Origin of the sequence: Herbiconiux sp. (genome assembly GCF_023264855.1) — a bacterium.
Lineage (GTDB): Bacteria > Actinomycetota > Actinomycetes > Actinomycetales > Microbacteriaceae > Herbiconiux.
In genome coordinates, this window is the sequence record NZ_JAHFUW010000039.1 from 1 (window position 1) to 13653 (window position 13653).

General features: G+C 70.2%; 12 protein-coding genes and 1 tRNA gene. 3 read left to right on the forward strand and 10 right to left on the reverse strand.

Annotation, left to right across the window (positions count from 1 at the left end; genetic code table 11):
* From Q0D75_RS14935 to gltX, 6 genes are all read right to left on the reverse strand, one after another.
* Positions 1-194: hypothetical protein (locus Q0D75_RS14935; protein WP_291055005.1), on the reverse strand; the 194-nt coding region annotated here is incomplete at its 3' end.
* Positions 195-394: 200 nt separating this feature from the next.
* Positions 395-466, reverse strand: a tRNA-Gln gene (locus Q0D75_RS14940).
* 90 nt (positions 467-556) lie between these two features.
* Positions 557-1135 carry a putative glycolipid-binding domain-containing protein gene (locus Q0D75_RS14945; protein WP_291055008.1) on the reverse strand — a complete coding sequence of 193 codons (579 nt, stop codon included), beginning with the start codon at positions 1133-1135 and terminating at the stop codon, positions 557-559.
* Positions 1136-1173: 38 nt separating this feature from the next.
* Entirely contained in the window at positions 1174-1821 is a 648-nt protein-coding gene (locus tag Q0D75_RS14950) for a VTT domain-containing protein (protein WP_291055126.1), read from the reverse strand.
* Positions 1822-1898: 77 nt separating this feature from the next.
* Positions 1899-2897, reverse strand: coding sequence for an NAD(P)/FAD-dependent oxidoreductase (locus tag Q0D75_RS14955; protein ID WP_291055011.1), 999 nt, complete (start codon positions 2895-2897; stop codon positions 1899-1901).
* Positions 2894-4438, reverse strand: a complete 1545-nt coding sequence (gene gltX / locus Q0D75_RS14960; RefSeq protein WP_291055014.1) for a glutamate--tRNA ligase — start codon at positions 4436-4438, stop codon at positions 2894-2896. Before gltX ends, Q0D75_RS14955 begins: the two co-directional genes overlap by 4 nt.
* 139 nt (positions 4439-4577) lie before the next feature.
* Between gltX and Q0D75_RS14965 the strand changes: the two genes are divergently transcribed.
* Together Q0D75_RS14965 and Q0D75_RS14970 are read left to right on the forward strand one after the other, a co-directional pair.
* Positions 4578-6266 carry a helix-turn-helix transcriptional regulator gene (locus tag Q0D75_RS14965; RefSeq protein WP_291055017.1) on the forward strand — a complete coding sequence of 563 codons (1689 nt, stop codon included), beginning with the start codon at positions 4578-4580 and terminating at the stop codon, positions 6264-6266.
* Between the two features lie 51 nt (positions 6267-6317).
* The gene (locus tag Q0D75_RS14970; RefSeq protein ID WP_291055020.1) at positions 6318-7133 is read left to right on the forward strand and encodes a DUF1206 domain-containing protein; all 816 of its coding nucleotides are present in this window, start codon (positions 6318-6320) and stop codon (positions 7131-7133) included.
* Positions 7134-7212: 79 nt separating this feature from the next.
* Here the strand turns inward: Q0D75_RS14970 and Q0D75_RS14975 are convergent, their stop codons facing one another.
* Entirely contained in the window at positions 7213-8820 is a 1608-nt protein-coding gene (locus Q0D75_RS14975; RefSeq protein WP_291055023.1) for a hypothetical protein, read from the reverse strand.
* Between the two features lie 45 nt (positions 8821-8865).
* Positions 8866-10149, reverse strand: coding sequence for an AI-2E family transporter (locus Q0D75_RS14980; protein ID WP_291055025.1), 1284 nt, complete (start codon positions 10147-10149; stop codon positions 8866-8868).
* Between the two features lie 466 nt (positions 10150-10615).
* On the opposite strand from Q0D75_RS14980, the gene Q0D75_RS14985 reads away from it, so the two are divergent.
* Positions 10616-11095, forward strand: a complete 480-nt coding sequence (locus Q0D75_RS14985; protein WP_291055028.1) for a DUF559 domain-containing protein — start codon at positions 10616-10618, stop codon at positions 11093-11095.
* Between the two features lie 95 nt (positions 11096-11190).
* Here the strand turns inward: Q0D75_RS14985 and Q0D75_RS14990 are convergent, their stop codons facing one another.
* Together Q0D75_RS14990 and Q0D75_RS14995 are read right to left on the reverse strand one after the other, a co-directional pair.
* Positions 11191-12771, reverse strand: coding sequence for a transporter (locus tag Q0D75_RS14990; protein WP_291055030.1), 1581 nt, complete (start codon positions 12769-12771; stop codon positions 11191-11193).
* Complete coding sequence (locus Q0D75_RS14995) at positions 12753-13616, reverse strand: ABC transporter ATP-binding protein (RefSeq protein WP_291055033.1); 864 nt, start codon at positions 13614-13616, stop codon at positions 12753-12755. The genes Q0D75_RS14990 and Q0D75_RS14995 overlap by 19 nt, the downstream gene beginning before the upstream one ends.
* Positions 13617-13653 lie beyond the last annotated feature (37 nt).

The following is a 13653-nucleotide window of genomic DNA, read 5'->3' on the forward strand; positions in this document are numbered from 1 at the left end:
GGCGCAGCATCCGTCGACGGCTGCGCGTCCTGAGCGAAGGCGACCACCGGGCTGCCGAGGCACAGCAGGCCGGCCAACCCGAGGGAGACCCCGGCGATCGCCAGGCGGCGCACGCCGGAGGTGGGTACGGCATCCGCGTCGGTGCGGATGGCGGAGTCGTCCGCCGGGAGGGAGGTGGGGCCGTTGCGCCGCATCGTCGTAGCTCTTCTCGTCTGGTCACCGCCGTGTTCGGCACCGCGGTGAGGGGGTGCTGCAACGCTACGAACCGCACCCCCACTCCCGGCACCGTGCTCACTACGGTGGTTCCCGATCCGCCCTACGGTAAATCCTGCTCCGCCACACGGAACGCGCAGCGGGCAACAAAAAAGGCCCCTCGAGAAGGGGCCTGATCGTGCTGGGGTACCTGGACTCGAACCAAGAACAACTGAACCAGAATCAGCCGTGTTGCCAATTACACCATACCCCAATGGCCCTGACCTGAGCCCGAGCCGACCCTCTACGGTAGCGCATGCGGACGGGGGTTCCAAAAGCGCCGTGGGGTGCGGATGAACACGGCTCAGACCCGCGAGAACCAGCCCGGGTACTCGAGCACGAAGCCGTCGGAATCGACGCGCAGATCCCGCACGAAGTCGCTGTCGCGGGACTCGTAGCGGTACACCTCGGGGCCTATCCGCCGGTAGCGCTGAGGGTCGGCGCTCACCCGCATCAGGGCCACGTCGACGTACGCCGTCACGATGTCGGCGCTCTCCCCCACCGCCAGGCTGAGGCGCCGCACCGGGAGGGTGTTGCTGAACGGGGTGACCGAGATGTCGACGTCGATCACGTCGGCGAGGCCGGGCAGCATCCGCGCATCGTCGCTCACCCAGCGACCGTCGCCGGCCGAGCGCATCGAGAGGGAGCGGCCGCGCAGCGTCTCGGCCACCGACACGTAGCGGGTGCGCCAGCCATCGTCGCACTCGACCCGGTAGTACACGTCGTAGGGCTCCGGATCGGCGAGCACCACGTGGCCCACGGCCACGCATCCGCTCGGCCCGAGCGTCACGGTGAGGTCTTCGCGGCCGGCGCCGCCCGCCTCGGGCTCGCGGGTCCACGACAGGGAGAGCGTGCGCGTCTCGGACTGCGTCTGCTGGGCCATCGCGTCACCTCCGGTCGACCGGATCCGTGACCCACAATCTACTCCGGTGCGGCCTCTTTGCGGGAGGCCCGGCGCTGCCGGATGTAGGCGATCACGGCCGATCCGACGGTGATCACCACGATGCCGATCAGCACCCACTCCATGTACTGCTCCACCACCGCGGCCACCTCGGGGATGTTGCCGAGCGCGAAGCCGAGCCCGATGATCGCGGCCGACCAGATCGCCGCGCCCAGCGCGTTGAAGCCGAGGAAGTGCAGGTAGTGCATCTTGCCGACGCCCGCCGCCACCGGAGCGAAGGTGCGCACGACCCCGACGAACCGCGCGATGGTGACCGCCCAGCCGCCGAAGCGGTCGAAGAACGACTGCGTGCGCTCCACGTTCTTGCGGCTGAAGAAGCCGGAATCGCGCTTCTCGAAGATGCCCGGACCGGCCTTCAGGCCGATCAGGTAGCCCAGTTGATCACCGAGCACCGCGGCTGCGAAGACCGCCAGGATGACCACCGGCAGCGGCAGCGGGATGGCTCCCGTGAACGTCAGCAGCCCGGTGAAGAACAGCAGCGTGTCCCCCGGCAGGAAGAAGCCGATCAGCAGCCCCGTCTCGGCGAACACGATCGCGCAGACGATGAGCAGCCCCCACACCCCTGCGCCCTCGACGACACCCTGCACGCCGAACAGATCCTGAACCATCACCTGCTGAGCCTAAACGCTCGGAGTCGACTCGCCGCACGCCGGACGCCGGCTGGGCGGGCGGGCGTGCGGGCGGGTCAGCCGATCAGGGCGCGGTTGACCGCGGCGGCGACACGGGCACCGGCTCCGGCGGCCACGATCAGCTGCTGGGGGCCGGGAGGCGTGAGATCGCCCACGGCATAGAGGCCGGGAACGGATGTCGCCCCGCGCCCGTCCACGACGATGTGCCCCTCGCCGTCCTGCTCGAAGCCGAGGGTTTCGGCGAAGGCCACCGGCACCGACCACAGCGGGCGCACGAAGCCACCCGTGCGGGGAACGAGCGTGCCGTCCTCCAGCTGCACCCCGGTGAGCCCCGACCGGTCGCCGACCACGTCGGCGAGAGGGCGCCGCTCGACGGCGATGCCGCGCGCGACGAGGTCGGCCTCCTCGGCTGCGGTCACCGCGTCGGGCGAGCCGCCGGTGAACACGATCAGGTCGTCCGTCACCTGAGAGATCAGCAGGGCGCGCTCGGCGAGATCCGGCGTCGAGCCGATCAGCGCGAGCGGTTGGCCGCTCTTCTCGAAGGCGTCGCACTCGATGCAGCTGTGCAGGCTGGTGCCGTAGTAGGCCCGGATGCTCGGCAGCGCCGGCAGCGTCTCGGCGAGCCCGCTGGCCAGCACCACGACGGGCGCGCTGACCGAGCGGTCGGCGGATCCGCGCACGCCGCGCGAGGTGACCGTGAAGCCGCCACCGGTCTCCGCGACGACCGATCCGACGAGGCCCTGGTGGAACTCCGCATCCGGGTACCCGGCGAACTCCTCGCGGCCGAGCGCGCGCAGCTCGAGCGGCGAGACGCCGTCCCGCGTGAGGAACCCGTGCGATACCAGCGTGGCCGAGTGCCGCGGACGGTTGCTGTCGAGGATGAGCACCCGGCGCCGGGCCCGCACGAGATTGAGGCCCGTCGAGAGCCCCGCGGGGCCGCCGCCGATGATCACGACGTCGTAGCGGTCGGCTTCGGATGCGACCTCCGCAGCCGCGCCAGTCGCCGCCGCGGTCGCCGCCGCAGGTGCGGACGCTCCCGCATCCACCCCGCTCATCGCGACTTCACCAGCCCGTCGAGGCGCGCGACCGTCTCGGCCTTGCCCAGGATCTCCATCGACTCGAACAGCGGCGGCGAGATGCGGCGGCCCGAGAGCGCGACCCGCAGCGGCCCATAGGCGATGCGCGGCTTCAATCCGAGGCCCTCGATCAGCGCGGCCGCCAAAGCGGCCTGGATGCTCTCGGCCGTCCATTCCGATTCGGGAATGTTCTCGACGGCGCCGATCGCCGCCACCAGCACCAGGCCGCTGTTCTCGGGCAGGGAGGCCACCGCATCCTCGGCGTAGGTCAGCGACGCCGCGTCGACGAAGAACGAGCCCATCAGCTCGGGAGCCTCGTCGAGCAGGGCCATGCGCGTCTGCACGAGCGGCGCGACCTTGGCGAGAACGGCTTCGTCGGCGGATGACAACGGCTCCGTCACCACGCCGGCCGCCGACAGATACGGCACCAGGCGCCGGGCGAAGTCGTCTTCCGTCAGCAACCGGATGTGGTCGCCGTTGATCGACTCCGCCTTCTTCAGATCGAAGCGCGCCGGATTCGGCAGCACGTCCTCCACGTCGAACGCGGCCACCATCTCCTCGATCGAGAACACGTCGCGATCCGGAGCCAGCGACCAGCCGAGCAGCGCCAGATAGTTCACCAGACCCTCGGGGATGAAACCGCGGTCACGGTGGTGGAACAGGTTCGACTCGGGGTCGCGCTTGGAGAGCTTCTTGTTGCCCTCCCCCATCACGTACGGCAGGTGCCCGAAGCGGGGCACGAACGTGGTCACCCCGATGTCGATGAGTGCGTGGTACAGCGCGATCTGACGAGGCGTCGACGAGAGCAGGTCTTCGCCGCGCAGCACGTGCGTGATGCCCATCAGGGCGTCGTCGACCGGGTTCACGAGCGTGTAGAGCGGATGCCCGTTCGGGCGCACGATCACGAAGTCGGTGAACGAACCGGCCGGGAAGGTGATCTCGCCGCGCACCAGGTCGTCGAACGACAGGTCGGCATCCGGAACCCGCAGCCGGAGCGCCGGCTCGCGCCCTTCGGCCCGGAAGGCCGCCTTCTGCTCCTCGGTGAGGTCGCGGTCGTAGTTGTCGTAGCCGTGCTGCTTCGAGCGGCCGGCCGCCTCGTTGCGGGCGTCGATCTCGTCGGCGTTCGAGAAGCTCTCGTAGACGTGTCCCGACTCGATCAGACGGGCGATCACCGATCGGTAGATGTCGTAGCGCTCCGACTGGCGGTAGGGGGCGTGCGGGCCGCCTACGTTCACGCCCTCGTCCCAGGTGAGACCGAGCCAGCTGAGCGCCTCGATGATGAGCTCGTAGCTCTCTTCGGAGTCGCGGTTGGCATCCGTGTCTTCGATGCGGAACACCAGCTTGCCGCCGGTGTGCCGGGCGTAGGCCCAGTTGAACAGGGCGGTGCGCACGAGGCCGACGTGCGGCGTGCCGGTGGGGCTCGGGCAGAACCGCACGCGCACCTCGGACCCGGTGGCCTCGGAGAACGGATGCGCCGAAGCGGAATGGGCAGATGCGGGATGCGGTGACGGTGCGCTCATGACCCGTCGATTCTACGCGGGCGGGCAGGGAGACACCCGATCCGGACATCCCTTGTAGTACTAGTTATACGGCTATCGAGTTATATTCGGAGCTGGTCACGAATTCCCGATCGCGGCCTCGTGAGGAGTTTGCGTACTGGTGCGACCTGCCCGACTGTGGAGTGACGCGGTGCGGAGCGCCCTCGCAGAGGGGCGATCCGAGGAGGCCGCTGCGCTCGCAGCCGACTCCTGGCGGCACTACTCGGTGAGCGATCCCACGCTGGTGCGCAGTACCATCCGGTCGTTGCCGACCGAGGTGTGGCAGGCCGACCCGTGGCTGCTGACCGGGCTCGCCTGCAGTTATTACAGCGCGGCGGAATCGGTCGAGCGCGCCACATCGGCTCTGTACCTCAAAGAGGCCAGACGACAGCTCGCGGCGCAGGATGCCACCCGCGCCCTCCACGATCCCGGGCTCCCGGCCGGCGCGGGCAGCGCGGATTCGGACGCGCATCCGCACGACATGATGGTGCGCCTGGCGTTCGCGGCGGATCAGCGGCGGCGCGGCCGCTTCGAGCGCGCGCACGAGCTTCTGAACCGGCTGGGCGACGAGCTGGAGCACGACCGCTCGGCGCAGTTCGACTGGCGCATCGGCATGGAGTCCCGCCTCCGGCTCGAGCGCTCCGTCCTCGACTGGCATCGCGCCGCGTTCGACCATCACGAGTCCTCGATCGGTCCGGCGCTCGCCATGGCGCGTGAACAGCTGCTGCCCGACGAGCGCGTGCGGGCGTACGGCACGGCCGCGCTCTACGCCCTGCTGAACGAGAACTACCCGCAGGTGCAGGAGTGGGTCGATCGCGCTTTCGCCGCCGCCGACGCCGCCGAGCAGCCCGACGATCCGAGCGAGATACCCCTTCGGGACTCCGTCGCCACCGCACCGGCGCTGATCGCCCTTGCCCTGATGGAACTCGAACGCGGCAACTTCGACCGCGCGGCCGAGCTTGCTCCGGATCTGGGCGGAGCGGTGCGTGGAACCGAGTGGCGCAGCTACTCGGCCATCGTGACATCGATGACACTGCTGGTGCGGGGCCGCCCCACCGAGGCGCTCGAACCGCTCCGCCTCGCTCGCCAGCTGGCGCACCGGTGGACCGGTGCGGGCCTGCTCGACACCCTGACCTACGTCATCCGCATGGGCATCGAGACCGCACTGGGCCGCAACTTCCCGTTCGAGATGCCGCACGACGCACAGATCGACGACTCGCGGCACCTGTTCTGCAGCGGACGGTACAGCGGATGGCTGTTCATCAGCCAGAGCCGCTACCACGAGGCCATCGCCGCCGTGGCCGACTGTGTGCGCCTCGGGGAGGCGCATTCGCGCGGGTCGCTGATCGAGGCGCTGCTGGTCGACTCCACGGCCCGGGCCGCCCTCGGCGAAGAGGCCCGGAGCGCCTCCAGTTTCGACTACGCGCTGCTGCTGGGCGCCGAGAGCGGCTTCCGCCGCGCCTTCTATCACCTGCCGACGGTGGTTCTCGGGCCGATGCTGACCGCGGCACGCACGCGGCCGCAACCCGCGCGGGTTCCCGGGTTGCTGGACGAGCTGACCGACGCCTTCGGCACGGACGAGGGCGCGCTTCCCGCATTGAGCGAGCGGGAGCAGCAGATCCTCATCGGCCTGGCAGCGGGACGATCCCTGCGCGAGCTCTCGCAGCAGTTCTTCATCTCGCACAACACCGTCAAGACCCACGTGCGCCACATCTACCGCAAGCTCGGTGTCGGGTCGCGCAGCGAGGCGCTCGTCGCCGCTCAGCTGCTGGGGATCACACCGGCGGCGCCGTTCGATCTGAAGCGCTGACCGCGGGGCGGGCACGATGCCGAACCACCGCGCCCGTGCCACGCTGGACAGATGACATCCAGCCCGAAACGTGCCGCCCGCGACGTCAGCGACAACCGCGCCTTCCGTGTGCTGGCCCGCAGCGGCTTCGCCGTGAACGGACTGCTGCACATCCTGATCGGCGCCATCGCGATCGGCATCGCCGTGGCCGGCGGATCCGGCGGCGAGGCCGATCAGTCCGGTGCCCTCCGTGGTCTCTCCGACACCCCCGGCGGGTTGTTCGTGCTGTGGGTCGCGGTCGTCGGGCTGTTCGCGCTAGGTCTCTGGCAGCTGGTGCAACTGCCCTTGATCACGGATGCCGATGCGAAGAAGAAGTGGGGGCGCCGGGCGACGGAGGCCGGCAAAGGCGTGGTCTACCTGGCCATCGGCGTCACCGCCCTGGTGTTCGCACTCGGGGGCTCGACGAGTTCGTCCGACTCCAGCCAGACGCTCAGCGCGCGACTGCTCGCCACCCCGGGCGGGGTGTTCCTGCTGGTCGCGATCGGGCTCGCCGTGTTCGGTGGCGGTGTGGGGTTCGTGGCGATCGGCATCCGGCGCACCTTCCGCAAGCTGATCCGCGTTCCGTCCGGCCCCGCAGGTCGTGGTGTCGTCGCGCTCGGCATGGTGGGCTACATCGCCAAGGGGATCGCCCTCGGCGTGGTGGGCGTGCTGTTCGTGGTGGCCGCATTCACGGTCGATCCGGAGAAGGCGTCGGGGCTGGACGGCGCACTGAAGGCGCTGGCGGATCTGCCCTTCGGCATCGTGGTGCTGATCGCGGTGGGCATCGGGCTGATCGCCTACGGCGTGTTCCTGGGCGCGCGCGCCCGGCTGGCGCGACTCGAGCGCTGACGCTACCGGATCGATCCGCTGACGCGCGGCGATCGATCCGATGATGCGCGCGGATCGCCGTCGCCGACGGTGCGTCGACTCAGGGGTGCGGGCGGTAGGCCGAGAGCGGGGCGCTCGAGCCCTGGCCCTGATTCTCGAACTGGTCCACGAGCATCCCGTCGCCGTCGAACCGATAGCCCAGTACGCGCCAGCCCTGCACGGTGACCTTCACCTGCGCGCCGTCGACGGTGGCCGTGCCGGGCAGATCGAGCGGGCCCTCGAAGTACCAGAATTCCGCGGCGGCCAGCTCGTCCGGTGTCTCGATCAGGCGCCGATCCGTCGTGGCGTACTGGAACGAGTCGGCCGGATGCTCGTCGAAGATCTCCCGCTTGTCGCCCCTCAGCACCGCGCGGAACGGCGCGCGCGCGTCTCCCTCCGCCCGCGACGCACTCCCGATGCGTGCGCGGGCCGCATCGAGCAGGGCTGCCACCCGGGTGCGCAGGGCACCCATGGTGCACGGCTCCCCCGACATCCGCACGGCGTGGTCGTCGGGCACGGATGCCACGGCCTCGCGCAGTTCGTCGTAACCCGGCGCCTCCCGCTCCACCGCCTCCGCGGTCAGCACCTGTGCCAGGTCGAACGGAGGCGCGACTCCCACCACGTCGGTCTCCCACGTGAGCAGCAGCCGCTCGGCCCGATCGACGAAGGCCTGCACGGCCGCCACCGTCTCGTCATCGAGCCCGGACTCCTCAGCAACGGCCACGTCGTCGCGGTCGATCCGTCGCGCGTACACATCGTCGATCCCCGCCGGACGCACGGCGGCCGGAACCCCACCGACGTGAGCCGTCGTTCCACCGGCCCGCGCATCCGCCGCCGCCGCCGCACCCACGATCTGCGCCTCGCCGAGCATCACCCAGCCCGTCCACGGATCGGCCTCGACCACCTCGGGCGCCGCGATCCGTCCACCCACCACCGAGAACGTGACGATCCGCACCACCCGCGAATCGCATAGCACCTTCACCTCGTACTCGGCGTCACCGGCGTCCAGCAGCTCCCAGCCCGCACCCCAGTCGGACTCCTGGAGGTTGTTCCAGCCGCGCACCGTGCCGAACACGGCGGTGACCTCGGTCGCCATCACCGATCCGTCGTTCGCCGTCGACGCCGATTCGGCCTGGATTCCGGATGCGGCCGCGAACCGCACGCCGTTCCGGAAGCAGTGCGCCTCCAGTCGCGAGCCGTCGACGTCGCCCTCGAGGAAGGTCGTGGCCTGCAGTCGCGGCGCGTCGGCCTCGTCGACGGCGTTCAGACAGAGCAGCGACCGCACCAGCAGCCCACTCAGCTCGAGGGCATACCGCTGCTCGCCCTCGAGCGCGACGGCCGTCACCGAACCGTCGAGCAGCAGGTCATCGACGCCGTCGAGCTCGGACACCAGCCGCAACGCGGTCTGCACGGTTCCCGCCGTGCCGAGGTCTGTTCCGCCCGGCCGCACGTCGACCCGGGTCCAGCCGTCTGCCGCCAGTTCCGGCACCGCGACCCGGGACGTGAACCAGGGCGTGCCGTCGGGGTGGTGCGCCGTGAGCACCACTTCGGCACCTGCCGGCACCGGCCCGCCCAGCATCAGATCGAGTGCAGGGCTCCATCCCTCGGCGCGATACCCACCGGACGATGCTGCGTGCCAGCGGAGGGCGTGGGAGATGAGATAGGCCATTGAGCAATCCTCATCGAACCCCGCTCCGAGCGCAAGCGCCGCGCCCTACTTCGTCGGAGAAGGCGCCTTCGAGGCATCCCTAGCGGCCTTCTTGGCCTTCTTCTCGGCGCGCTCCCGCTCCTGCTCGCGCTCTTTCTGCTCGAGCTCCCGTTTCTCCTCGTCGGACGGTTCGGCGAACGCCGGAGCCGGTTCGTCCGGCGCGTTCCACGCCTTGAGGATGGCCCAGGCCACGGCCGTGATCGGCACCGAGAGCACGGCCCCGACAATGCCGCCGAGGATCGTGCCGGCGGTCAGCGCCACCAGGATGACCAGCGGATGCAGCTTGAGCGAACGCGCCTGCACCACCGGCTGCAAGAAGTTGCCTTCGAGCTGGTTCACGGCCACGACGATCGCCACCACGATCAGCGCCACGACTGGCCCGTTGGCCACCAGCGCGACCAGGGCGGCGAGGATGCCGGCCACGGTCGCACCGACGATCGGGATAAAGGCGCCGATGAACACGATCACCGCGAGCGGGAGGGCCAGCGGCACGCCGAGTACGGCGAGGCCGATCCCGATTCCCGCCGCGTCGACGAAGGCGATGATGGCCGTTCCGCGCACGTAGCCGCCCATCGTCTTCACCGCGGTGCCCCCGATCCGGCGACCCCGCGCGAGCGCGCGACCCCGGAACGGACGCAGGAAGAACGCCCAGATGCGGTCGCCGTCCTTGAGGAAGAAGAACAGCACCACCACGGCCAGCAGCGCCCCGGTGATGAGCTCCGCGGCGACCGACACCCCGGCGAGCGCGCCGGTGCCGAACTGGCTCGACGTGAAGAAGTCCACGAGCCCGTCGCGCGCGCCGTCGAGCTGGGACGGGTCGATCGGCAGGGCGCCGCTCTGCAGGTAGCCGGTGACCTGATCGATGCCGTCACCCGCCGACTGGGCGAGCTCGTCCCACTGCCCACGCACCGCGAACACGATGAGCGTCACGATCCCGCCGAAGATCACGATGCCGCCGATCAGCGTCACCCAGGTCGCGACCATCGCGGGCACGCCGTGCCGTCGCATCCAGCCGATCACCGGAGACAGCGCCGCCGCCAGGATGAGCGCCACCAGAACCGGGATCACCACGAGCTTCAGCTGCACCAGCGCGAACACGATCACGCCGGCCAGCAGCAGCCCCAGCAGGATCTGTGCGCTGCGCAGCCCCACCTCGCCCAGCCGGTCGGTGAGCAGGTCGCGCAGGGCAGGCCGCGGCCGGTGTCCCTCCGCCGGGGCCGCGGCACCGGCATCCGTCGCCGCCTTCTCGCTGGGAGGCTGCGGTGAGGGCGAGGATTCGTCGAGGCTCATGCCGTCAAGCCTGCCATGCACCGCGCGGCGGCGCTCCCGCCGAGGCGGTGTGGCCTCCCGCGCGGAACTCTACGAGGAGGGAATCGGCGCCCGCCAGATCGACCGCAGTGTCGAGCGCGGCGATCTCCTCCGCGTTCGGAAGGGCTGGATCGCTCTGCCTGGCGCACCGGCGGACGTGCTCCGGGCCGTTCGCATCGGGGGGCGCCTGAGCTGCCTCTCCGTGCTGCGCCCGCAGAAGATCTGGTGCGCGAACGATCGGCGTCTCCACGTGCGCGTGCCTGCCGATGGCCGCAGCGTCTCCTCCCCGCACGACCGTTCCGTTCCGCTGGGCCGCCCGGAGCGCTACGGCATCGCCCTGCACCGCTCGAGACGGGCGCACGGGCTGACCGCTCCGATCGGAGCGGTCGACCCCTTCGAGTGGGCGCTGCTGCATTCGGTCGAGTGCCAGTCGAGAGTCGACGCGATCGTGACCCTCGACTCCCCAGTGAACCGGGGCCGGATTTCACTGCCCGAACTCCACCTGCTGCTGGGCGAGCTGCCGAAGACACTCCGGGCATACCTCGATTTCGTCGATCCTTCCTCGCAGTCCGGGTTGGAGACGAAGGCACGCCTCGGGCTCCGAGCGCTCGGGATCTCCTACCGGAGCCAGGTCGCCATCGATGGTGTGGGCATCGTCGATCTGGTGATCGGCGACCGACTCGTCCTCGAGGTCGATGGCGAGGAGTGGCATTCCGGCGCGGAGGCCTATGCGGTGGACCGCGAGCGCGACCTGCGGCTCGTAGAACTGGGCTACTCGGTGATCCGACTCACCTACGACCAGGTGATGGACGAGTGGGATCGCATCATCGCCGCCATCAGGGCCCTGGTGGGTCGCGGTGAACACCGCTGGAAGACCCGACACCACCGCGCCGGCCTGGGGCTGTTGCCGGGGTTCTTGCAGGAATAACGCGCGCCGAGCTCACTGTGAGCTCGGCGTCGCGTATTCGCGCAGGGACCCCGTCCACATGGCCCACAGCGCACGGTCAGCGGCCGGCGCCGCGCTCAGGCGGCGCCGCGGAGGGACTTCAGCCGGGTCAGGATGTCGGGGGCCCGGCGTTCGAACTGCGCGGCGCCGATCCGCAGACCCACGATCAGGAACACCGCACCGAGCACCACGCCCACGAGCAGCGTCAGCCAGCCGAACAGCGCCGAAGAGAACACTAGGCTCAGCACGGCCAGGAGCGCCGCCGGGATGAGGAGTGCGAGCGACACCCCCCAGGCTGCGAACCCGACGAGGGCCGTCGTGAATCCGGCACCCGGTGCCGACTTGAACGGGTTGTCGCCCGCCTGCGGCACCGGCACGATGATCAGCGCCGAGGAGACGCTCACCACGCCGAACCCGCCGAGCAGCGCACCCGCCGACAGACCGAGCAGCATCGGCAGATCGCCCCAGGCGCCGGTGAACGCCACCGGGATGATCGTGCCGAGCAGCACCAGCGGCACGGCGATCACGGCGAGCGCGGTCACGCGACCGATCCGGTCGTCGATGCCGCGCACGCCGTCTGCGACGTGCGTGGCGAAGGCGGTGCCGTCGTAGGAGATGTCGGCGTAGATCGCGAGCGCCAGGAAGTAGGCGATCAGCGGGCCGGTGAGGTTCACCAGCCACGGGATCTCGGTGTTGTTGGAGTAGAACCAGAGCAGCACCGGCACCAGCGGCACGATGATCAGCTGACGGGCGTACCGCGGATCGCGCCGCCAGTAGGTGAGCGAGCGAGCAGCCACCGCACCGGCGGGCGAGGCCGGCAGCACGCCGAACAGACCCGTCTTGCCGCGCGCCACCCGCTTCGCCGACGACGCCCGCGGGGTCACGAGCGCGACCGCGAGGCTGCGCCGCCACACCACGAGCAGCAGGGCGAGGGTGGCCAGCGCGATCGCGAACTTCGCCAGAGCGGGGAGCCAGTCGCCGATCGCGATGTCGGCGGGCACTGACCACGGCGCCCCGAGCGGAGACCAGCTGAGTGCGCGGGCGATGTCCGGGAGTCCCTCGGCCGACGCGGCGACCCCGCGACTGATGCCCGCGATCACCGGCCCGATCAGGATGAGCGGGATGAAGATCAGGATGCCGCCGATCTCGCGGAACCGGCGATTGGACTGCAGGCTGGTCGACAGCGCCGCCATGGTGCGCGACCCGATCACGCAGATCAGCACGGCGATCACGCCGGTCACCAGCGCGGCCACGGCGGCCAGTGGTTCGCGGATCCAGGTCGCCACGGTCGCCAGCACCGCGATCGAGGTGACGATGCCGGGAACGCCCAGGATGCCGGTGAGCGTGAGCCCCAGCATGAGCTGCCGCATCGACAGCGGGAACACCACGAGCCTCGCCGGGTCGAGCGTCTGCTCGATGCCGAAGGCCACCAGCGGCACGACGATCCAGCCCAGGATCAGAGCCGAGCCGGCCAGGATCACGATCGTCGACGCGAGCTCGACCGGCGCGAACCCGAGCGCGATCAGTCCGGCCACCGCGAGCGCCAGGATGCCGACACCGTAGATGGCCCCGATGATCACGGCCACGAGCTGCCAGGGGCTGCGCTTCAGCGAGTTGCGCAGCACCAGGAAGCGCAGCCTTACGAGCGCCGCAACCATTCCGGCCCCTCTGCGTGGGTGCGACCGCCGACGAGCTCGACGAAGCGATCTTCGAGTGTGGATCCGCCGCGCACCTCGTCGACCGTGCCGGCGACGAGCACCCGGCCGTGGGCGACGACGGCGACGTGGTCGCACATCCGCTGCACCAGGTCCATGACGTGGCTGGACACGATCACCGTGCCGCCGTTCTGCACATAGCCGGTGAGGATGTCGCGGATGTTCGCCGCCGACACGGGGTCGACCGACTCGAACGGCTCGTCGAGCACGAGCAGGCTGGGCGCGTGCACGAGGGCACAGGCCAGGGCGATCTTCTTCGTCATACCGGCCGAGTAGTCGACGACCAGGGTACCGGCGGCGCTCTCGAGGTCGAGCAGTTTCAGCAGATCGCCGACGCGCTCGGCCACCTCGGTGCGGTCCAGACCGAACAGCAGGCCGTTGTAGGTGACGAGCTGCTCGCCGGTGAGCCGGTCGAAGAGCTTGACGCCGTCGGAGAGATTGCCGACGAGGGCCTTGGCCTTCAGCGCCTCTCGCCACATGTCGACACCGTGGATGAGCGACTGCCCGGCATCCGGGCGCAGCAGCCCCGTGGCCATCGAGAGCGTCGTGGTCTTGCCGGCGCCGTTCGGGCCGACGAGCCCGTAGAACGAGCCGGTGGGCACGCTCAGGCTGAGCGAGTCGACGGCCACCTTGTCGCCGAACCGCTTGCTCAGCCCGTTCAGCTGCAGCGCCACGTCGGTCGAGGGCGCGGCGGCGGCCGGAGCGGGCACGGACACCGAGCTCACGGCAGGCCGCCCGGCAGGTGCCACGGGCACCCCGCCCGGTGCAGAAGTGGATGGATCGGACATGCGTGTTCCCCTCACGTGGTGTCTCTGTCGTCGCGGC

Excerpts from the sequence above, each read along its gene's own strand:
- Q0D75_RS14945 (WP_291055008.1), bottom strand. The coding sequence starts at position 1,135 with ATGGCCCAGCAGACGCAGTCCGAGACGCGCACGCTCTCCCTGTCGTGG.
- Q0D75_RS14950 (WP_291055126.1), bottom strand. The coding sequence starts at position 1,821 with ATGGTTCAGGATCTGTTCGGCGTGCAGGGTGTCGTCGAGGGCGCAGGG.
- Q0D75_RS14955 (WP_291055011.1), bottom strand. The coding sequence starts at position 2,897 with ATGAGCGGGGTGGATGCGGGAGCGTCCGCACCTGCGGCGGCGACCGCG.
- gltX (WP_291055014.1), bottom strand. The coding sequence starts at position 4,438 with ATGAGCGCACCGTCACCGCATCCCGCATCTGCCCATTCCGCTTCGGCG.
- Q0D75_RS14970 (WP_291055020.1), top strand. The coding sequence starts at position 6,318 with ATGACATCCAGCCCGAAACGTGCCGCCCGCGACGTCAGCGACAACCGC.
- Q0D75_RS14975 (WP_291055023.1), bottom strand. The coding sequence starts at position 8,820 with ATGGCCTATCTCATCTCCCACGCCCTCCGCTGGCACGCAGCATCGTCC.
- Q0D75_RS14980 (WP_291055025.1), bottom strand. The coding sequence starts at position 10,149 with ATGAGCCTCGACGAATCCTCGCCCTCACCGCAGCCTCCCAGCGAGAAG.
- Q0D75_RS14990 (WP_291055030.1), bottom strand. The coding sequence starts at position 12,771 with ATGGTTGCGGCGCTCGTAAGGCTGCGCTTCCTGGTGCTGCGCAACTCG.
- Q0D75_RS14995 (WP_291055033.1), bottom strand. The coding sequence starts at position 13,616 with ATGTCCGATCCATCCACTTCTGCACCGGGCGGGGTGCCCGTGGCACCT.